The following is a 19,480-nucleotide window of genomic DNA, read 5'->3' on the forward strand; positions in this document are numbered from 1 at the left end:
CATGGCAAATATCGCTTCCGAAAACGATACGCCCGACCCGAGCGTGATGGCGCAGGCTGTCAAGGAAGGCATCTTCGCAGGCCTCGTGTCGCTGGGAATGTTCATCCTCTATGTCGGCATCGTCACCTATCAGGACATCAACAACCAGTTGATCTGGGGCACCCGCTGGGGTCTTCTGGCCATCTTCGTCGGTATTGCAGCCGTCGGCCGCTTCCTCGTCGTCGGCTTCCTGCGCCCGCATCTGGATCGCCGGAAGATTTCCAAGGCCAAAACCGGCATTCTGGAAATTTCTGAGGAGAAGGGCTTCTTCCGAAAGCATTTCCTCAAGATCGCGCTGGTCTTCCTGCTGATCTATCCTGCCATCGCGGTCGGTCTGTTCGGTTTCCAGGGATCATTGAAGCTGGTCGATAACTTCGGCATTCAAATCCTCATCTACGTGATGCTAGCCTGGGGTCTGAACATCGTGGTTGGTCTCGCTGGCCTGCTCGATCTCGGTTACGTCGCCTTTTATGCGGTAGGTGCTTACTCATACGCATTGCTCTCGAGCTATTTCGGATTGTCCTTCTGGGTTCTGTTGCCCATGGCCGGTATTCTGGCGGCCTTCTGGGGTATCATTCTCGGTTTTCCGGTCTTGCGTCTGCGCGGCGACTATCTGGCCATCGTCACACTGGCATTCGGTGAAATTATCCGGCTCGTGCTGCTCAACTGGACGGAAGTGACCAAGGGAACCTTCGGTATCTCCGGCATTGCGAAGGCATCGATCTTCGGTATCTGGTCCTTCGATGTCGGTGCACCGAACAACTTTGCCAAGGCCTTTGGCCTGCCGATGTCGTCGTCCTACTACAAGATCTTCCTGTTCTACGTCATTCTGCTGCTGTGCATGCTGACGGCATACGTCACCATCAAGCTGCGCCGCATGCCGATCGGCCGTGCATGGGAAGCTTTGCGTGAAGACGAAATCGCGTGCCGTTCGCTCGGTATCGATACCGTCAAGACCAAGCTGACCGCCTTTGCAACGGGCGCCATGTTTGGCGGCTTCGCTGGCTCCTTTTTCGCGGCGCGTCAGGGTTTCGTGTCGCCGGAGAGCTTCGTGTTCCTCGAATCGGCTGTCATTCTTGCCATCGTCGTTCTTGGCGGCATGGGTTCGCTGACTGGCATCGCCATCGCGGCTGTTGTCATGGTGGGCGGTACGGAACTGCTGCGCGAAATGGAATTCCTGAAGCATATCTTCGGGCCTGATTTCACACCGGAACTCTATCGCATGCTGCTGTTCGGCTTAGCGATGGTTATCGTCATGCTGTTCAAACCGCGCGGCTTCGTCGGTTCTCGTGAACCCACCGCCTTCCTGAAAGAGCGCAAGTCCATTTCCGGCGACTTCACCAAGGAAGGTCACGGCTGATGGCTTCCGGAAACAGTGCAATGACAAAAGACACCATTCTCAAAGTCGAACATCTCTCCATGCGCTTCGGTGGCCTCATGGCCATCAACGACTTCTCCTTCGAAGCCAAGCGTGGAGACATCACCGCCTTGATCGGCCCGAACGGGGCCGGCAAGACGACCGTCTTCAACTGCATCACCGGCTTCTATAAGCCGACGATGGGCATGATTACGATGCAGCGCATAACGGGCGAGGAACATCTTCTCGAACGTCTGCCGGACTTCGAGATCACTAAGAAAGCCAAGGTCGCGCGCACCTTCCAGAACATTCGGCTGTTTTCCGGCCTGACCGTTCTGGAAAATCTTCTTGTCGCCCAGCACAACGCGCTGATGAAGGCATCCGGCTATACGTTCCTGGGCCTGCTCGGAATGCCGGTCTATAAGAAGGCTGCTGCGGGTGCGATCGACAAGGCCAAATACTGGCTCGACAAGGCCGATCTGACGGAACGTGCCGACGATCCGGCTGGCGATCTTCCCTATGGTGCGCAGCGCCGTCTGGAAATTGCCCGCGCCATGTGCACCGAACCGGAGCTCCTGTGCCTGGACGAGCCTGCTGCTGGTCTCAACCCCAAGGAATCGCTGGCACTCAACAATCTGTTGCGTGGCATCCGCGCCGAAGGCACGTCGCTGCTCCTCATCGAGCACGATATGTCGGTCGTGATGGAGATTTCCGACCACGTCGTGGTTCTCGAATATGGTCAGAAGATTTCCGATGGTACGCCTGACCACGTGAAGAACGACCCCAAGGTCATCGCCGCCTATCTGGGTGTCGAGGATGATGAAGTGGAAGAAGTTATTGCAGAAGAACTTGGGGGGACAATTTGATGTCCGGTGAACCCCTTCTCAAAGTCCAGGGTGTCGAAACCTATTACGGCAATATTCGCGCATTGGCAGGCGTCGATGTCGAAGTGAACAAGGGCGAAATCGTCAGCCTCATCGGTGCCAACGGTGCTGGCAAGTCGACATTGATGATGACGATCTGCGGCAGCCCGCAGGCGCGCTCTGGTTCGGTTATTTTCGATGGCGAAGACATCACCAAGGTGCCCACGCATCTGATCGCGCGTCGCCGTATTGCGCAATCGCCCGAGGGACGTCGCATCTTTCCACGTATGACGGTTCTGGAAAACCTCCAGATGGGCGCCAATCTGGATAATCTGAAATACTTCAAAGAGGACGTCGAAAAGATTTTCACGATGTTCCCGCGCCTGAAGGAACGTCAGAGCCAGCGCGGCGGCACGCTGTCGGGTGGCGAGCAGCAGATGCTGTCCATTGGTCGTGCGTTGATGTCGCGCCCGAAACTGCTGTTGCTGGATGAGCCGTCGCTTGGTCTTGCTCCTCTGATCGTCAAGGGCATTTTCGAGGCGATCAAGACGCTCAACAAGGAGGAGGGGCTGACCGTCTTCCTCGTGGAACAGAACGCATTTGCCGCCCTGAAGCTGTCCGACCGTGCTTATGTCATGGTCAACGGCAAGGTGACGATGAGCGGTTCGGGCAAAGAGCTTCTGGCCAATCCCGAAGTGCGTGCAGCCTATCTCGAAGGCGGTCGCCACTGATTGCTGCGCCTGCTGTGAGCGGGCGCAGATCATGCATAATGATAAAGCCTGCCGGTAAACGGCGGGCACTACGAAGACAGGCCCTGTCGCAACGAAGCGGGGCACTGATGGGGAAAAAGATGCAGGGACTTTTTTTCGAAAGCGACAGCGGCGTTCGGTATATCCTGCGCGGTCTGGTTGTTCTCTTGGGCTTCTGGACGGCGTGGCGCACGGGCAAGTCTGTGGCCGACAGTTGGGAAAACTACCCGCGCGTGGTCGTCTACACCCTGTTGCTGGGCGTTGTGATGCGTTTCATGCACTACGCGCTGTTTGCCGGGCCGATGTTGAGCGGCTTTTACTACCTGATGGATGTGGTCGTTCTGCTGGCTTTTTCGACCGTCGGCTTTCGCATGCGCCGTACCAACCAGATGGTCAATAACTACTATTGGCTGTATGACCGAACTTCATCATTTTCTTATAAGAAGAAAGATTGACAGCGGCGTTTTTCTGAATTCAGAATGCCCGCAAGAGTGGAACAGCCTGAGCAGTTAAGGTGGGTGCTGAGCAGGCAGGGATAAACAACCCAACCATGGAACTGGGAGTAATATAATGAAGAAGTCTCTTCTTTCCGCAGTTGCGCTGACCGCAATGGTCGCCTTCAGTGGTTCTGCCTGGGCTGACATTCTCGTCGGCGTCGGCGGCCCGCTGACAGGCCCGAATGCGGCCTTCGGCGCACAGCTCCAGAAGGGTGCTGAGCAGGCTGCGGCAGACATCAATGCTGCCGGTGGGATCAACGGCGAACAGATCAAGATCGTTCTGGGCGATGACGTGTCCGACCCCAAGCAGGGCATCTCGGTGGCCAACAAGTTCGTGGCTGATGGCGTCAAGTTCGTTGTCGGTCACTTCAACTCCGGCGTTTCCATTCCGGCGTCCGAAGTCTACGCAGAAAACGGCATCCTCGAAATCACGCCTGCTGCGACCAACCCGGTTTTCACCGAGCGCGGCCTGTGGAACACCTTCCGCACCTGCGGTCGTGACGACCAGCAGGGCAGCGTTGCCGGCAAGTACCTGTCCGAAAAGTTCAAGGATGCCAAGATCGCTATCGTTCACGACAAGACCCCTTACGGTCAGGGCCTTGCCGATGAAACCCGCAAGACTTTGAACGCCTCTGGCGCCAAAGAAGTGATCTACGAAGGCGTCAATGTCGGCGACAAGGACTTCTCGGCCCTCATCGCCAAGATGAAGGAAGCTGGCGTTTCGATCATCTATTGGGGTGGCCTCCACACAGAAGCCGGTCTGATTATCCGTCAGGCAGCTGACCAGGGTCTCAAAGCCAAGCTCGTTTCGGGTGACGGCATCGTGTCCAACGAACTGGCTTCTATCGCAGGTGATGCCGTTGAAGGCACACTGAACACATTCGGCCCTGATCCAACCATCAATCCTGCCAACAAGGACCTCGTTGCGAAGTTCAAGGCTGCCGGTTTCAACCCTGAAGCTTACACGCTCTACTCCTACGCCGCTCTGCAGACGATTGCAGCAGCTGCCAAGGATGCAGGCTCGCTCGACGCGGAAGCCGTTGCCGCCGCCATGAAGAAGGGCAAGTTCTCGACCGTTCTCGGCGAACTTTCCTTCGACGAAAAGGGCGACCCGAAGGCTCCTGGCTACGTCATGTACGAGTGGAAAAAAGGCCCGGACGGCAAGTTCAGCTACTTCCAGCAGGGCAGCTAAGCCTCATTGCATGAGAAACAGAAAGCCCGGCAGCGATGCCGGGCTTTTTTCGTTGGTGGGTCATGCTTGCCGGTTGCCGCCACAATGGAGCCAACAAGACGGGCAACAACATCGTCATCTGAATATTGCAATTAGGGATGGCAATGACGATACGGCGTGTTGTGATTTTTTCCGGCATCCTTGCCGTTCTTCTAACGGTGATTGTGTCGCTTCATGTGTATAGCAACGCTCGCACGACGCAGTTGTTTGGCGACATCATTGCGCGGGTTGAAACGGATAAGCCCGTCGTCGCGCTCACATTCGATGATGGTCCTTCCGCGCGGTTCACGAAGGATGTTTTGACGATCCTCAAAGACCGCGACGTGAAAGCGACGTTTTTTCTGATCGGCAAGGAAACAGCTGAAAATCTGCCGCAGGCGCGGCTCATCGTCGATGCAGGTCATGAGATCGGCAATCATTCCTACAGCCATTCGAACATGGCGTGGATGGGACCGGGCAGGGTGAAAGACGAGATCGAGCGGACCGATGCGGCCATCCGCGCGGCGGGATATCAGGGCGAAATCCTCTTCCGCCCGCCCTACGGCAAAAAGCTCGTTACGTTGCCCTGGTATCTCTCGCAGAACAATCGCAAGACGATCATGTGGGATGTCGAGCCGGAATCCTATCCGGAGATTGCCGGAAATGCCGATGCGATGACTCGATATGTGGTCGATAACGCCAAAAACGGCTCCATCATCATCCTGCATGTGATGTATCGTGGCCGGGATGTGTCGCGTCAGGCTCTGCCGCAGATCATCGATGGTTTGCGGCAGCGGGGTTTCGGGTTCGTCACCGTCTCGGACCTGCTGAAAGACCGCCAACCATAACCAGCCATCATGTGGAGGCTTCGAGTAGGCGCAAAACAGTGTCGGCGCGTTCGCTCACGCTGCATTTCGCAAGAATGACGGTGTCGTAGCCGAGTGCTTGGTAGTCGCGCAGCAGACGTTCATATTCCGCTTCGGCGGCGCTGAAATCATGCTGACGTTCATCGTCGGTCACATAGATGTCGGGCCAGGGCGGGGTCATGAACACCAGTGGGTTGTAACGGTGCGCCGTCTTCAATGTGTGCAGAAAACCGTCCCCGCAAACATGATGCAGGGCAGACGCGGCATCGATCAGGCCTCGGTCGAAAAAGACCCAGCCGCTGTGCGGCACTTGCGCGCGATCCGCCAGTGACAGAGAAACCGCCAGGCGAGCGAAGGCTTCCATATCGATCCACGGAAGGGCTTTACCATCAGCGCTCATTTCAGCGGCGACGATACGCCTGCCTGGTTCTTCGACGGTGGCGTAACCACGTCGTGCCAACTCCGCCAGCAGTGTGGATTTGCCACCGCCGGAACAGCCGGAAATGATGACCAGATTATCTGATGATTCTCTCATGTTCTGATGTTTCTAACTTTCGGAAATTATTAACGTTTTGGGTCTGAAACATTACACCGTTTTAATGTTTGAAACGGGAACCGAAAACGAGATGCGACGTTTCACTGCACCATCAATGAGGTCTCAAAATGAAAACTCTTCTTATCTCGTCTTTGATCGCTGTTTCCTCTGTCTTTACCTTCGCGGCCCCGTCCTTTGCGCAGGGCGTCACGGTCACGACGACGGAGCGCGTCGTTCGCCAGCCTGTGCGTGACGAATACCGTCCTCGTCATCACCAGCGCGGCCCACGCGATTGCTACGTCAAGAAGGTACGTACCCACCATCACGGCCGGGTTGTGATCAAGGAAACCCGCGTCTGCCGTTAATCGGTTTCAGACAACGCTTAGATAAACGGGCGCAGCTTATGCGCCCGTTTTTTATGTGTCGTGTAGAATATGAGCCGCTTTTACGGCAGCGGACGCCCGGTTCTCTACGCCCAGCTTGACGTAAATCTGCTCCAGATGCTTGTTCACCGTGCGGGCCGAGAGGCCGAGAATATCGCCGATATCGCGGTTCGATTTGCCCTTGGCGATCCACAGCAGGACTTCCGATTCTCGGATCGTCAACGAAAAATGCTGGCGCAACATGGCATCGGCGGATGTATCGCTGGCAGCCGTCAGCCGGAACAGATGCTCATCCGGCCCCATCGCACCGAGGAACGTCAATTGCAGCGTGGCGCGGTCGGCCTGCTGAATGGTCAGCGGCGCATCCCGAAGCGTATCGTTGCCCCGATTGGCCAGCCATTCCGCGATGTGTTGCGTCACGATCTCCAGCCCATCGTCGCGGCCCGTTGCGGCATTCACCAGCCGTGTCGCCTGTGGGGTCGACCAGTGGATGGCGCCGTTGGCCCGCACCGCCAGCAGGTGACGGCCCGCAGCATCCAGTGCTACGCGGGCGCTTTGGGCGGAACGGGCGTTGGACAGGTGAACACGAATGCGGGCGCGCAATTCGTCGATGTTGATGGGCTTGGTCAGATAATCGACGCCTCCGGCTTCCAACGCTCGCACCACATGCTCCGTTTCGGTCAGGCCGGTCATGAAGATGACTGGGACTTGCGTCACAGCAGCGTTGGATTTCAGCCGCGTGCAGGTCTCGAACCCATCCATGGACGGCATCACGGCGTCCAGCAGGATGATGTCGGGGGTGATGCGTTCGGCGATGTTGAGAGCGGCTTGGCCCGATGTGGCGATCAGCACGGAAAAGCCTGACTGTTCCAGCGCATCGGTGAGGAAGCCCAGCGCATCCGGGCTGTCATCCACCAACAGAACGATATCCTTGGCTAGCGCGGCAGACTGTAAGCTCATGGCTGACGCTCCCTGGGTGCTGGGTTTTCAAAACGGCGGAGAAAGGCGGCATAGCCTGCCATGTCGAAGGACTGGACGTAGGTTGTCAGTTCTTCCGTGAAGGCCAGATTTTCCGATGTGCGGGCGAGATCGGCAAGCTTTGCCTCGATGCCTCTGATATAGCCGATTTCGCCCAGTTGCTGCAAATCCTTGATGTGCTGCGGCCCCGGCGTGGTGATTTCCGCTACTGCTGGCTTGGCAGGGGCGGGGGAATCGGTTTCGTAAATCCAGGTGAGACCCAGATGAACCGCGAGCTTGTCGCATAGGCGGCGGATATCGACGGGTTTGGCAATCGCATCGTTGTGATTGTCTTCGCCTGCACCGGCGACAGAGCCATCGCCGATATTGGCTGACAGCATGATGAGGGGTGCCGATTGGCCCGCCTCGCGCAAACGAGATACCAGTTGCCAGCCGCTCATGCCGGGCATGGAGATGTCGATGAGGAAGAGGTCGGGCTTTACGCCTTCGATCAGCGTCAGGCACTCCGGGCCGCTTTGCGCCGTCAGCACTACGAAATCGAGCGGACCCAGCACTTCGCGCATCAATTCGCGATGGTCTTCATTGTCGTCCACGACGACGATGGTTCGGCGTGGGCCGGAATAGGAGACGATCGTCTTTTCCGCCGCCGGTGCCGTGTTGGGGCGGTCTACTGCCGAGAGCATCAGCCGGACCTTGAAGGTCGAACCCTTGTCCTTTTCGCTGACGACAGAGATTTCCCCGCCAAGCGTATTGGTCAGCAGTTGTGTGATGGTGAGGCCAAGGCCGAGGCCCGGCATGGGGCGAATACTCTCTGCCTCGCCGCGCTGGAAGGGCTCATAGATGCGGCTCAAATCTTTCTCGGCAATGCCGCGCCCGGTATCGGAAATGGTGAAGGTCGCGACCTGACTGCGATAGGTGACATCGAAATTGACGGTGCCTGCGTCGGTAAACTTGATGGCGTTGGACAGAAGATTGACGAGGATCTGGCGCAGGCGTTTCTCATCGGTGCGGACATATTGCGGCAGCGCCCCGCTGCGGGCATGTTTTAAGTCCAGCCCCTTGGCCTGCGCCTGCGGCTGAAACAGATCGATGATCTGGTCCAGAAAATCCTTGATATTGATTTCGTTGGAGTAGACTTGCAAACGGCCTGCCTCGATCTTGGAAATATCCAAGAGGCCGTCGATCAGCCCGGAGAGGTGGTCTGCGGAGCGCCGGATGACCTTGATGGCGGACTGGCGCGGCTGGGGAATGGTTTCATCGCGCTCGAGAATCTGGGCGTAGCCCAGGACCGCGTTGAGCGGTGTGCGCAATTCATGGCTTAAGCCCACGACATAGCGGCTCTTCGCCCGGTTTGCCGCCTCCGCCGTGTCCTTGGCGTTTTGCAGGGCGGCGTCGGTTTTCTTGTGGGCAGCGATTTCCTTCAGTAGCAACGTGTTCTGGCGTGAGGATTCCTCCTCGGCCACCACGCGGCTGTCATGAGCCAGAACCAGAAACCAGCAAACGATGCCAGCGATGACGGCAAAGACGAAGAAGACGGCAAGGATGGTGCGGTTGACTACATCGACGGTCGCGGGGGAGGCGGTTCCCACCTGATGGGCGATGAGCGCGAGGGTGCCGCCGAGGACGGCGATGGCGAGCGCCGCCGACATGGCATATCTGCCCAACCGGCTAGAGAGCCGGGCGACCAGATCATTTGGCAGGAAGGTGCGGGCGACTGTTGCCACCTGATAGTTGAGCTTGGCCTTTGGCTTGCACATATCGTGGCAGCGGCTGTCCAGCGAACAGCAGAGCGAACAGATGGGCGCGGCATAGGCCGGGCACCAGGCCATGTCTTCGGGCTCGAAATCATGCTCGCAAATGGAGCAGGTGATACTGCTTTCCAGTTTCCATTTCTGGCGCGGTTTGCGCGCAAGGTAGAATTTGCCCTTCGTGCCCCAGGCAAGCAGCGGCGATGCCGTGAAGGCAACGATGAGGGTGAGGTAAGGCGCAAGTGATGCAGCAAGCGCACCGAAGGTGCCGAAATGCGCTGTCAGCGCAATCGTGGCCGACAGGGCCATGGTGCCGACGCCAACGGGGTTGATGTCATAGAGATGCGCGCGCTTGAATTCGATGCCGGGCGGCGCGAGGCCGAGCGGTTTGTTGATGAAGAGATCGGCTGAGATGGTGCACAGCCACGCCATGGCGACGATGGAGAAGATGCCGAGCGTTTCTTCCAAAAGCCGGTAGATGCCCAGTTCCATCAGCAGCAGCGCAATCAGTACGTTGAACACCAGCCAGACGACGCGGCCCGGGTGGCTGTGGGTGAGGCGCGAGAAGAAGTTGGACCATGCCAGGGACCCCGCATATGCGTTCATCACGTTGATCTTCAACTGCGAAACGACGACGAAAGCCACCATCAGCAACAAAGCGGCGTTTTCGTTGGGGATCATGTATCCGAAGGCTGTGAGATACATTTGCGAGGGATCGGCGGCGCGGTCCACCGATACGCCGGAGCTGAAGGTCAGCACCACGAGGAAAGAGCCCGCCAGCAGTTTCGGCACGCCCACCAGCACCCAACCGGCGCCGGCGAGAAATACGGCAAAGCGATGCCGCAGCTTCAGCTTGCCCTCGGCGGGGAGGAAGCGCAGGAAATCCACCTGCTCACCGATCTGCGACATCAGCGCCAGAATGACGGCAGAGGCAGCGCCGAAGTCGACCAGATTGAAATCCGCAACGGTGCCGGGCGGGCCGGAGGCGTGGTGGATGCCTGCAAAGGCGCGCCAGAGATCGAATTTTTCCCAGTCCAGAAAGGCGATGAAGATGAAGGGCAGGACGTTGAGAATGATCCAGAACGGCTGGGTGATGATCTGGAACCGGCTGATGAGCCGCACACCATGGGTGACGAGCGGAATGACCATGATGGCCGAGATGATGTAGCCGATCCACAGGGGTATGCCGAGCGCCAGTTCCAGCGCACCCGACATGATGGATGCCTCGATGGCGAACAGCATGAAGGTGAAGGCGGCGTAGATGAGCGAGGTGATGGTGGAGCCGATATAGCCGAAGCTGGCTCCACGCGTCAGAAGGTCGATGTCGACGCCGTAGCGGATGGCATAGCGGCTGATGGGAATCCCGACGGCCAGCATGACGGTGGCGGCGACGAGTATGGCAAAAAACGCGTTCGTCGTGCCGTAGGAGAGGGTAATTGCGCCGCCGATGGCTTCCAGTGCCAGAAACGAAATCGCGCCGATAGCGGTGTGGGAAATGCGGCTTGAGGAAAACTGCCGGGCGCTTTTGGCGGTAAAGCGCAGCGCGTAATCTTCCAGCGTCTGGTTGGCGACCCAACGGTTATATTCGCGCCTGACGGGGATGATGCGTTGCCTTGCGGCCATGCCGGTTTTCCATAGCCTCCGAAACGGTCTGAGGTCTGCGACCGAGGGCAGACGGAAAAATGGCGTCGCCCGGATAGAGCGACGCCATTTTCAAATATTAGGCAGCAGCCGACTTTGCGAGCGGCACTTCTGCGATCGTCTTCAAAACGACGGACGCGATCTGGTATGGGCAGCCCTGGGAGTTCGGACGACGGTCTTCAAGGTAACCCTTGTAGCCGTTGTTGACGAAGGAGTGCGGAACGCGGATCGATGCGCCACGGTCAGCAATGCCGTAGGAGAACTTGTTCCATGGCGCTGTTTCGTGCTTGCCAGTCAGGCGCAGATGGTTGTCCGGGCCGTAAACGTCGATGTGCTCTTTCCAGTTCTTTTCGAACGCACCCATGAGCGCTTCGAAATACTCCTTGCCGCCAACTTCACGCATGAACTTGGTGGAGAAGTTGCAGTGCATGCCGGAGCCGTTCCAGTCGGTATCGCCGAGCGGCTTGCAGTGGAATTCGACGTCGATGCCGTACTTTTCGCACAGGCGAAGAAGCAGGTAGCGAGCGATCCAGATCTGGTCGGCCGCGCTCTTTGAGCCCTTGCCGAACACCTGGAACTCCCACTGACCCTTGGCCACTTCGGCGTTGATGCCTTCGTGGTTGATACCGGCTTCGAGGCAGAGGTCGAGGTGCTCTTCAACGATTTCACGGGCGATGGAGCCGACGTTCTTGTAGCCGACGCCTGTGTAATATGGACCCTGTGGAGCGGGGTAACCCTGCTCAGGGAAGCCGAGCGGACGACCGTCTTCGTAGAAGAAGTATTCCTGCTCGAAGCCGAACCATGCGCCTTCGTCGTCAAGGATGGTTGCGCGGCTGTTGGAAGCGTGTGGTGTAACGCCATCCGGCATCATGACTTCACACATGACGAGTGCGCCGTTGGTGCGGGCTGGGTCGGGATAGATTGCGACGGGCTTCAGAACGCAATCCGAGCTGTGGCCTTCGGCCTGCATGGTGGAGGAGCCGTCAAAGCCCCAGAGCGGAAGTTGCTCGAGTGTCGGGAACTCGTCGAATTCCTTGATCTGCGTCTTGCCGCGTAGGTTTGCTACCGGCTTGTAACCATCCAGCCAGATGTACTCGAGTTTGAACTTAGTCATTACGAACCTCTCATAGGTTAAGATGCGAAGCCTTGATATCCTTCTGCGAGCAAAACCGTTTTCTAACCGTTCCCGCTTTCAAGTGCTGCCTTTATAGAAGCATGCGCCGTGCCAGTTTCGCCGTGGAGATAAGGCCCTCTTCATTTTTTCGACGTAAACTGATTCTTGAAGGCGAAAAATCAGCGAAGAGCCAAATGTCAGAATTTGGAAAACTGTGCCATTTCCGATGCTTTTGCAGGGGCAGACGCTATTTTTGGTCAAAAATGATGCCATTTTGATGTGCCGGCTCAAATTTCCCGCAGAAATTCGGCGGTTTGAGTCAATATCTGCATAAAGACTGTTCTTTAGACTTGGCTGAATATAGAATGCCTATTTTTTAGGCTTTGTGATATTTTTTTAATCAGAAGGGGTGCTTTTCAGCTTTTTTGAGAGTATATTTCAAGTGAAGCAACAATGCCGGGTATTCAACGAGAGAGTGAATGTCATGAGAAACGAGCCACATATGGAAAGCGCCACAATCTACCAGTTTCCCGTCGGTGGCCGTGCAGGTTTCAAAGGACTGCGCAACGACGCTATTTTGAAGGGTCCGTCGGTGGTAGCGCCCAAGACGTTCATCGACTTCGACAGCTGGTATCATCAGGAAGCGATCCTGGAAAATTCCGACATCGACAAGCCACACAACTGAGCCCTTAAGCTTCCGTATGTCTCGGCGCCCATGACGCGCGCCGGGAGGGTCGGGCAAATGTTCCTCTTTAGCCACCCCACCTACGTCAATTGACGTATACGGTTTTGCGGAAGCCAGACCGATAGTCCCCTCCAGCAGCGGTAAAATAACCGCTGAGCCCAAAGAGGCTGAACAGGAGAGGGGTCCTTCCGATGACTTTCAAGAAGATGCTGACCGGCGCTTTGCTCGGTGCCATTTTATCCACCACCGCATTCCACGGCGCTTTCGCCGCTGACGATACAATCAAGATCGGCGTGCTGCATTCGCTGTCCGGCACGATGGCGATTTCCGAAACGACACTCAAAGACGCCATGTTGATGCTCATCGACGAGCAGAACAAGAAGGGTGGCGTTCTCGGCAAGAAGCTCGAAGCTGTCGTTGTCGATCCCGCATCCGACTGGCCGCTCTTTGCTGAAAAAGCCCGTCAGCTGATTAGCCAGGATAAGGTCGCTGCCGTTTTCGGTTGCTGGACCTCGTCCTCGCGCAAGTCGGTTTTGCCGGTGTTTGAAGAGCTGAATTCCATCCTCTTCTACCCCGTGCAATATGAGGGTGAAGAATCCTCTCGCAACATTTTCTACACCGGTGCCGCTCCCAATCAACAGGCCATTCCTGCCGTCGATTATCTGGCCAACACCGAAGGCGTCGAGCGCTGGGTTCTGGCGGGTACGGACTATGTCTACCCACAGACAACCAACAAAATCCTCAAGGCCTATCTGGAATCCAAGGGCGTGAAGCCTGAAGACATCATGGTCAACTACACTCCATTCGGCCATTCCGATTGGCAGACCATCGTCTCCGATATCAAGAAGTTCGGCTCGGCTGGCAAGAAGACCGCCGTCGTTTCCACCATCAACGGTGACGCCAACGTGCCCTTCTACAAGGAACTGGCAAACCAGGGCGTAAAGGCCGAAGACATTCCAGTCGTCGCCTTCTCTGTCGGTGAAGAAGAGCTTGCCGGTCTCGACACCGGCCCGCTGGTTGGCCACCTTGCTGCCTGGAACTACTTCCAGTCCGTCGATGCTCCGGTCAATGCCGAGTTCATCAAGACATGGCATGCCTTCACCAAGAACGACAAGCGCGTGACGAACGACCCGATGGAAGCCGCCTATATCGGCTTCAACGCCTGGGTGAAGGCCGTCGAAGCTGCCGGCACGACGGAAACCGACAAGGTGCTGGACTCGATCATCGGTGTCTCCGTCCCGAACCTCTCGGGCGGCTACTCCACAGTCATGCCGAACCACCACATCACCAAGCCGGTGCTGATCGGTGAGATCCAGTCGGACGGCCAGTTCGAAATCGTGCAGCAGACGGCGCAGGTCGTGGGCGACGAATGGTCGGACTACCTGCCGGACTCAAAGAACCTCATCTCCGATTGGCGCAAGCCGATGTCGTGCGGCAACTTCAACGTCGCCACGGGTAAGTGCGGCGGCAAGGGCATGTGATTAGGCAATACGTGAGTGTGTGCAAAACCTGTGCGCACTCATGTTAGCCGAAACTGAGCCAGAATTACCCCCCTCTGCCCTGCCGGGCATCTCCCCCTCAGGTGGGGAGATCGGCTAGGCGCACGCCCATCGCTTAAGTCTTGACGTTTAAGATGGCCAAGAGGTCTCAGCGAGTCGATCTCCCCCCTTGAGGGGGAGATGCCCGGCAGGGCGGAGGGGGCAGCCACACCCACGGTGCTCAATCAAACGCACCGACGCATCGTATATTGAGGAGCTGAGATGACGATCCGATTTCTTCTTAGAGCCATGTTCCTATGGCTGACGCTCGGCATCGCGGCTCCATCCTTTGCCCAGCAAACTGATCCCAAACCTCTGATCGATGCACTGGGCACCGCAGATTTCAAGCAGGCCGAGACGTTGGTGGGGCAGCTTGCCGCCACGGGCGATCCGCGTCTGGTTCCCGCACTCGGGGCTTATGCCGAGGGCGATCTCTACGTTCGCAAATCCGACAATCTCGTTTTCATGACGAAGCCCGCCGGCGCCAATTTCACGTTGATCGATCCGCTGACCGGTGAGAGTGCCGGTGAAGCCCCGAAGGCTGCCGTCACCAAGATCAGGGTCAACAACAATCTTCGTCGTGTCATTCGCGGAGCGCTTGGCGGATTGACGCTGCTGAGCCCTAACAAATCCGTTCGACTTTCTGCTGCCGATGCGGTGTTGAAAACACCGAGCGCGGAAAATCTGCAACTTTTGGAAACAGCGCTGGCCAAGGAAACGGACGGCCAAGTGCGCACCCGTATGGAAGAGGCACGCGCCGTTTCTGTGCTGGCGTCCGATCGCTCCATCGAGGAAAAACGCGCCGCGATCGAGACCATCAAGAGCTTGGGAGGACGTGGCGCAATCAGCATCCTGATGGCAGCGGCACCCGTGACCGATGCCAGTCTGAAACCCGATGTCGATGCCGCGATCTCCCATATCGAAGCCACTTTAGCACTTTGGGATGCCGCACAGAATATCTGGTACGGCCTGTCGCTCGGCTCCGTTTTGCTTCTGGCGGCCATCGGCCTTGCCATTACCTTCGGCGTGATGGGCATCATCAACATGGCGCATGGCGAAATGGTGATGATCGGGGCTTACTCCACCTTCATGGTGCAGGACGTGATCCGCAGTAATTATCCCGCTTTGTTCGATTGGTCGCTGACGATTGCGCTGCCGGTGGCTTTCCTCGTTACGGGTGCTGTCGGCCTGATCATGGAGCGCGGGGTGATCCGCTTTCTCTATGGTCGCCCGCTGGAAACATTGCTGGCAACTTGGGGCATTTCGCTGATGTTGCAGCAGGGCGTGCGCTCCATTTTCGGGTCGACCAATCGCGAGGTGGGCAATCCCAGCTGGATGTCCGGTTCCTTCAGCGTCGGCTATCTGAACTTCACCTGGAACCGCGTCTGGATCGTCTGCTTCTCGCTGTCGGTGTTCTTCGCCCTTCTGCTTCTCTTGAAGCGCTCGGCTTTCGGCCTGCAAATGCGGGCCGTGACGCAGAACCGGCGTATGGCCTCGTCCATGGGCATTCGAACACCCTGGGTTGATGCCTTTACCTTCGCGCTGGGCTCCGGTGTGGCCGGGCTGGCCGGTGTTGCGCTGAGCCAGATCGATAACGTCTCCCCAAATCTCGGCCAGTCCTACATCATCGACAGTTTCATGGTCGTGGTGTTCGGCGGGGTCGGTAATCTCTGGGGCACCTTCGTCGGTGCGCTGACGCTGGGTGTTCTCAACAAATTTCTTGAACCCACCGTCGGTGCGGTTCTCGGCAAAATCCTCGTTCTCGTTCTCATCATCCTGTTCATCCAGAAGCGGCCTCGCGGGCTCTTCGCACTCAAGGGAAGGGCCATAGAAGCATGATTACCGGCTTCCTCCTTCGGGCGCTCGACCGCCGGATTCTTATCGCCATCGGCATCATTTTAGCCATCGCGATCCTCGTGCCCGCGTCCAACCTGCTGCTTCCGGCAGACAGCGCGTTTCGCATCCCCACCTACATCATGTCGATGCTGGGCAAATATCTGGCCTATGCCATTCTGGCGCTGGCGCTCGATCTCGTGTGGGGTTACTGCGGCATTCTCTCGCTCGGGCACGCGGCCTTCTTCGCGCTCGGGGGCTATGCCATGGGCATGTATCTGATGCGCCAGATCGGCACGCGCGGCACCTATGGTCATCCCATTTTGCCTGATTTCATGGTCTTTCTGAACTGGAAAGAACTGCCATGGTTCTGGCATGGCTTCGATATGTTCTGGTTCGCCATGCTGATGGTGCTGGTCGTGCCCGGCGTGCTCGCCTTCGTCTTCGGCTGGTTTGCCTTCCGCTCACGCGTCAACGGCGTCTATCTCTCCATCATCACGCAGGCGATGACCTATGCGCTGCTGCTCGCCTTTTTCCGCAACGATATGGGCTTTGGCGGCAATAACGGCCTGACGGACTTCAAGGACATCCTCGGCTTTTCCGTTCAGGCCGATGGTACCCGTGCCGTGCTGTTTGCCATGACGGCGATCATGCTGGCGCTGTGCCTGCTGATCGCATCCGGCATCGTCAACTCCAAGTTTGGCAAAGTGCTGGTGGGGGTGCGTGATTCCGAAAGCCGGGTGCGGTTTCTCGGTTTCCGGGTGGAGAATATCAAGCTCTTCACCTTCGTCGTGTCTGCGATGATGGCCGGTATTGCCGGTGCGCTTTTCGTGCCGCAGGTGGGCATCATCAACCCCGGCGAGTTTGCGCCTGCCAACTCCATCGAGGTCGTCGTCTGGACGGCTGTCGGTGGTCGCGGCACGCTGATCGGGCCGATCCTGGGCGCAATACTGGTCAACGGTGGCAAGAGCTACTTCACCGGCGCATTCCCTGAATTCTGGCTGTTTGCGCTGGGCGGGCTGTTCATCGCCGTCACGCTGTTCTTCCCCAAGGGCATTGTCGGCAGCATCCAGCAGTATCGAACCGGACGGCGTGAAAAGCGGCAGGTGGCCTCCAACGAAACTGCCAAAACGGCGCAACAGGCTGCGGAGTAACGGCTATGAACACGATTGCCGAAAACAGAACGAAAAGCCTGCTCTATCTGGATGGCGTGTCCGTGTCGTTCGATGGCTTCCGGGCGCTGAACTCGTTGTCGTTTGTCGTCGAGCCGGGCGAACTGCGCGCCATCATCGGCCCCAACGGTGCTGGCAAAACGACGATGATGGATATCATTACCGGCAAGACGCGGCCCGACAGTGGTACTGTGTTGTTCGAAGATAGCATAGACCTCACCAAGAAGGACGAGGCGGATATCGCGCAGCTTGGCATCGGCCGCAAATTTCAGAAACCGACCGTGTTCGAAAGCCACACGGTCTGGGACAATCTGGAGCTGGCGCTGAACCGCAAACGCGGCGTTTTCGCCACGCTATTCTATCAGCTGACGGAAGAGGACAAGGCGCGTATCGAAGAAATCCTTTCGACCGTCCGCCTCGGTTCTCGCCGCAACGATCTCGCCGCCAATCTTTCTCACGGGCAAAAGCAATGGCTGGAAATTGGCATGCTGCTGGCACAGGAACCGAAACTGCTGCTGGTCGATGAACCGGTGGCGGGTATGACCGACGCGGAAACGGCTGAGACGGCGGTGCTGCTGAAGGAAATCGCCAAGACCCGATCCGTGGTGGTGGTGGAACACGACATGGGCTTCATCCGCGAGCTTGGCGTCAAGGTGACGTGTCTGGCCGAAGGATCGGTGCTGGCCGAAGGGTCGATCGATTTCGTGTCGAGCGATCCGAAGGTAATCGAGAACTATCTGGGGCGGTAGAAAGAGAAGGGTCCTACTTGCGCCTGCAATGAGAACCGGATTTAAATCCTGAAATTTAAAATCTGGAGTTGATTTCATGGCGTTGATCGGACTTTTTGTGATGGCAATTGGCGGTGCGGCGGTTTGGTATTGGCGGCTGAAGATGATGCGGGAAGCGGGTAGCGAAATCATCGATACTGTTGAGAAAATGCGCGGGGCCTATAAGCGCCGGTCATTTCGCAAGAAGGCCGAGATCGCACCGATTGCCTCCATCCGTGATCCAGCCATCGCTGCCGTTGCCTTCTTTATGTGTCTCGCCAATGAAAAGCCGATGCATGTAGAAGCGGCAAAACTGGTTGTTCGAGACAGGATGAAAACCATCATCGCGTCAAAGGACATGGAAGAAGTGATCGTCTTTGGAGAATGGGCTTCGAAGAATGTCGTCAATCCTGAAGATCCCATTCGCCGTTTCCGCGATATCTGGGCAAACGCGCTGGATGTGGATGAACGGCTTCAACTGATCGATATTGCCGATGAGGTCGCCCAGGTGGGTGGCGAAAAGACCAGCGAACAGGACCTTGCCTTGCAGGCTTTAAGGCGAACCTTGCTGAACTAGAACAGGTGGATGAATGCTAAGCGTCGACAACATCAATCTCCATTACGGCGCGGCGCAAGCCCTGCGGGGTATTTCGCTCAATGCGGAAATGGGCAAGATCACCTGCGTTCTGGGGCGCAACGGCGTAGGCAAGAGCTCGCTGCTGCGGGCCGTGACCGGCCAGCATCCGCTCAGCGGCGGCACGATCAGCTTTGGCGGGGAAAGCCTCAACGGGCTTGCCCCGCACCAACGCGCCAAGCGCGGGGTCGGCTATGTGCCGCAGGGCCGGGAGATTTTTCCGTTGTTGACCGTGCAGGAGAACCTGCAATCGGGCTATGCGCCGCTGCCGCGCAAGGAGCGGTTTATTCCTGACGACATTTTCAGCCTGTTTCCGGTGCTGCAATCCATGCTGTCGCGACGCGGGGGTGACCTGTCCGGCGGGCAGCAACAACAGCTTGCCATTGGGCGTGCGCTGGTAACACGTCCCAAAATCCTGGTGCTGGACGAGCCGACCGAAGGCATTCAGCCATCCATCATCAAGGATATCGGCCGGGCGATCAAATATCTGCGGGATTCGACCGGCATGGCGATCCTGCTCGTGGAACAGTATCTGGACTTCTGCCGGGAGCTTGCGGATTACGTCTATATCATGGATCGCGGCGAGATTGTTCATGAGGGAACAGCTGAAACGCTGGATACGCCGGAAGCCAGACGTCACCTGACAGTATAGACCGCGGTTTTTTGCGAAATTTGCGTTCACGGACCAATAAAGGCATGACATGAATGTGACCGCTATGCACGTCTGCATAGCAATCATGCGTAATTTTAGCGTTTCATTGACTAAAAACGTGTGTTATTGGCTGCGAAACTGCTGCATGCAAGACACAATGGCTAGGCCATCTGCATGCCGCTCCCGTCGATCCCTTACATTCCACGTATTTTCCGGCAT

General features: G+C 57.3%; 18 protein-coding genes. 14 read left to right on the top strand and 4 right to left on the bottom strand.

Translation table 11 applies throughout. From position 1 onward, the window contains the following. Window position 1 precedes the first annotated feature (1 nt). The 6 genes from livM (at window position 2) to RRU01S_RS01845 (ending at window position 5,563) form a co-directional block, all read left to right on the top strand. A complete protein-coding gene (livM, locus tag RRU01S_RS01820; RefSeq protein ID WP_045228534.1) occupies window positions 2–1,399 on the top strand; it encodes a high-affinity branched-chain amino acid ABC transporter permease LivM in 1,398 nt (465 codons plus the stop codon). Continuing rightward, on the top strand, window positions 1,399–2,262 hold the full coding sequence (locus RRU01S_RS01825) for an ABC transporter ATP-binding protein (RefSeq protein WP_045228535.1): 864 nt from the start codon (window positions 1,399–1,401) through the stop codon (window positions 2,260–2,262). The genes livM and RRU01S_RS01825 overlap by 1 nt, the downstream gene beginning before the upstream one ends. Further along, window positions 2,262–2,990, top strand: coding sequence for an ABC transporter ATP-binding protein (locus tag RRU01S_RS01830; RefSeq protein ID WP_045228536.1), 729 nt, complete (start codon window positions 2,262–2,264; stop codon window positions 2,988–2,990). The genes RRU01S_RS01825 and RRU01S_RS01830 overlap by 1 nt, the downstream gene beginning before the upstream one ends. Before the next feature lie 119 nt (window positions 2,991–3,109). Then, window positions 3,110–3,463: a DUF6867 family protein gene (locus RRU01S_RS01835; protein ID WP_045228750.1), complete on the top strand. Its 354-nt coding sequence runs from the start codon at window positions 3,110–3,112 to the stop codon at window positions 3,461–3,463. 115 nt (window positions 3,464–3,578) lie between these two features. Beyond that, window positions 3,579–4,697 carry a branched-chain amino acid ABC transporter substrate-binding protein gene (locus RRU01S_RS01840; protein ID WP_045228537.1) on the top strand — a complete coding sequence of 373 codons (1,119 nt, stop codon included), beginning with the start codon at window positions 3,579–3,581 and terminating at the stop codon, window positions 4,695–4,697. 143 nt (window positions 4,698–4,840) lie between these two features. After that, a complete protein-coding gene (locus RRU01S_RS01845) occupies window positions 4,841–5,563 on the top strand; it encodes a polysaccharide deacetylase family protein (RefSeq protein WP_045228538.1) in 723 nt (240 codons plus the stop codon). 7 nt (window positions 5,564–5,570) lie between these two features. Here the strand turns inward: RRU01S_RS01845 and RRU01S_RS01850 are convergent, their stop codons facing one another. Further along, window positions 5,571–6,116, bottom strand: a complete 546-nt coding sequence (locus RRU01S_RS01850) for an AAA family ATPase (RefSeq protein WP_045228539.1) — start codon at window positions 6,114–6,116, stop codon at window positions 5,571–5,573. Window positions 6,117–6,244: 128 nt separating this feature from the next. On the opposite strand from RRU01S_RS01850, the gene RRU01S_RS01855 reads away from it, so the two are divergent. Continuing rightward, the gene (locus tag RRU01S_RS01855) at window positions 6,245–6,481 is read left to right on the top strand and encodes a hypothetical protein (protein ID WP_045228540.1); all 237 of its coding nucleotides are present in this window, start codon (window positions 6,245–6,247) and stop codon (window positions 6,479–6,481) included. Between the two features lie 51 nt (window positions 6,482–6,532). Here RRU01S_RS01855 and RRU01S_RS01860 read toward each other — a convergent pair whose 3' ends face one another. From RRU01S_RS01860 to RRU01S_RS01870, 3 genes are all read right to left on the bottom strand, one after another. Beyond that, a complete protein-coding gene (locus RRU01S_RS01860) occupies window positions 6,533–7,459 on the bottom strand; it encodes a response regulator (RefSeq protein ID WP_045228541.1) in 927 nt (308 codons plus the stop codon). Next, window positions 7,456–10,848 (bottom strand): hybrid sensor histidine kinase/response regulator, encoded by a 3,393-nt coding sequence (locus tag RRU01S_RS01865; protein WP_045228542.1) that lies wholly within the window; start codon window positions 10,846–10,848, stop codon window positions 7,456–7,458. Before RRU01S_RS01865 ends, RRU01S_RS01860 begins: the two co-directional genes overlap by 4 nt. 97 nt (window positions 10,849–10,945) lie before the next feature. Next, entirely contained in the window at window positions 10,946–11,980 is a 1,035-nt protein-coding gene (locus RRU01S_RS01870) for a glutamine synthetase beta-grasp domain-containing protein (RefSeq protein WP_045228543.1), read from the bottom strand. 502 nt (window positions 11,981–12,482) lie between these two features. Here RRU01S_RS01870 and RRU01S_RS01875 point away from each other — a divergent pair. The 7 genes from RRU01S_RS01875 to urtE all read left to right on the top strand — a co-directional run bounded on the left by RRU01S_RS01875 (window position 12,483) and on the right by urtE (window position 19,261). Beyond that, window positions 12,483–12,665: a DUF2735 domain-containing protein gene (locus tag RRU01S_RS01875; RefSeq protein WP_234936007.1), complete on the top strand. Its 183-nt coding sequence runs from the start codon at window positions 12,483–12,485 to the stop codon at window positions 12,663–12,665. A 191-nt stretch (window positions 12,666–12,856) separates the two neighbouring features. Beyond that, window positions 12,857–14,146 carry an urea ABC transporter substrate-binding protein gene (gene urtA, locus RRU01S_RS01880; protein ID WP_045228545.1) on the top strand — a complete coding sequence of 430 codons (1,290 nt, stop codon included), beginning with the start codon at window positions 12,857–12,859 and terminating at the stop codon, window positions 14,144–14,146. Between the two features lie 279 nt (window positions 14,147–14,425). After that, window positions 14,426–16,042, top strand: a complete 1,617-nt coding sequence (urtB, locus tag RRU01S_RS01885) for an urea ABC transporter permease subunit UrtB (RefSeq protein WP_045228546.1) — start codon at window positions 14,426–14,428, stop codon at window positions 16,040–16,042. Beyond that, entirely contained in the window at window positions 16,039–17,190 is a 1,152-nt protein-coding gene (gene urtC / locus RRU01S_RS01890; protein ID WP_045228547.1) for an urea ABC transporter permease subunit UrtC, read from the top strand. The genes urtB and urtC overlap by 4 nt, the downstream gene beginning before the upstream one ends. Window positions 17,191–17,195: 5 nt before the next feature. Further along, the gene (gene urtD, locus RRU01S_RS01895) at window positions 17,196–17,957 is read left to right on the top strand and encodes an urea ABC transporter ATP-binding protein UrtD (protein WP_045228548.1); all 762 of its coding nucleotides are present in this window, start codon (window positions 17,196–17,198) and stop codon (window positions 17,955–17,957) included. 76 nt (window positions 17,958–18,033) lie between these two features. After that, window positions 18,034–18,552 (top strand): hypothetical protein, encoded by a 519-nt coding sequence (locus RRU01S_RS01900; RefSeq protein ID WP_045228549.1) that lies wholly within the window; start codon window positions 18,034–18,036, stop codon window positions 18,550–18,552. A 13-nt stretch (window positions 18,553–18,565) separates the two neighbouring features. Then, entirely contained in the window at window positions 18,566–19,261 is a 696-nt protein-coding gene (gene urtE, locus RRU01S_RS01905; RefSeq protein ID WP_045228550.1) for an urea ABC transporter ATP-binding subunit UrtE, read from the top strand. Window positions 19,262–19,480: the final 219 nt, after the last annotated feature.

This window comes from Agrobacterium rubi TR3 = NBRC 13261 (assembly GCF_000739935.1).
Taxonomy (GTDB): domain Bacteria; phylum Pseudomonadota; class Alphaproteobacteria; order Rhizobiales; family Rhizobiaceae; genus Agrobacterium; species Agrobacterium rubi.

Bases quoted from the DNA above. Each gene is read 5' to 3' on its own strand.
- livM (WP_045228534.1), top strand. From the start codon at position 2: ATGGCAAATATCGCTTCCGAAAACGATACGCCCGACCCGAGCGTGATG.
- RRU01S_RS01825 (WP_045228535.1), top strand. From the start codon at position 1,399: ATGGCTTCCGGAAACAGTGCAATGACAAAAGACACCATTCTCAAAGTC.
- RRU01S_RS01830 (WP_045228536.1), top strand. From the start codon at position 2,262: ATGTCCGGTGAACCCCTTCTCAAAGTCCAGGGTGTCGAAACCTATTAC.
- RRU01S_RS01835 (WP_045228750.1), top strand. From the start codon at position 3,110: ATGCAGGGACTTTTTTTCGAAAGCGACAGCGGCGTTCGGTATATCCTG.
- RRU01S_RS01840 (WP_045228537.1), top strand. From the start codon at position 3,579: ATGAAGAAGTCTCTTCTTTCCGCAGTTGCGCTGACCGCAATGGTCGCC.
- RRU01S_RS01845 (WP_045228538.1), top strand. From the start codon at position 4,841: ATGACGATACGGCGTGTTGTGATTTTTTCCGGCATCCTTGCCGTTCTT.
- RRU01S_RS01850 (WP_045228539.1), bottom strand. From the start codon at position 6,116: ATGAGAGAATCATCAGATAATCTGGTCATCATTTCCGGCTGTTCCGGC.
- RRU01S_RS01855 (WP_045228540.1), top strand. From the start codon at position 6,245: ATGAAAACTCTTCTTATCTCGTCTTTGATCGCTGTTTCCTCTGTCTTT.
- RRU01S_RS01860 (WP_045228541.1), bottom strand. From the start codon at position 7,459: ATGAGCTTACAGTCTGCCGCGCTAGCCAAGGATATCGTTCTGTTGGTG.
- RRU01S_RS01865 (WP_045228542.1), bottom strand. From the start codon at position 10,848: ATGGCCGCAAGGCAACGCATCATCCCCGTCAGGCGCGAATATAACCGT.
- RRU01S_RS01870 (WP_045228543.1), bottom strand. From the start codon at position 11,980: ATGACTAAGTTCAAACTCGAGTACATCTGGCTGGATGGTTACAAGCCG.
- RRU01S_RS01875 (WP_234936007.1), top strand. From the start codon at position 12,483: ATGGAAAGCGCCACAATCTACCAGTTTCCCGTCGGTGGCCGTGCAGGT.
- urtA (WP_045228545.1), top strand. From the start codon at position 12,857: ATGACTTTCAAGAAGATGCTGACCGGCGCTTTGCTCGGTGCCATTTTA.
- urtB (WP_045228546.1), top strand. From the start codon at position 14,426: ATGACGATCCGATTTCTTCTTAGAGCCATGTTCCTATGGCTGACGCTC.
- urtC (WP_045228547.1), top strand. From the start codon at position 16,039: ATGATTACCGGCTTCCTCCTTCGGGCGCTCGACCGCCGGATTCTTATC.
- urtD (WP_045228548.1), top strand. From the start codon at position 17,196: ATGAACACGATTGCCGAAAACAGAACGAAAAGCCTGCTCTATCTGGAT.
- RRU01S_RS01900 (WP_045228549.1), top strand. From the start codon at position 18,034: ATGGCGTTGATCGGACTTTTTGTGATGGCAATTGGCGGTGCGGCGGTT.
- urtE (WP_045228550.1), top strand. From the start codon at position 18,566: ATGCTAAGCGTCGACAACATCAATCTCCATTACGGCGCGGCGCAAGCC.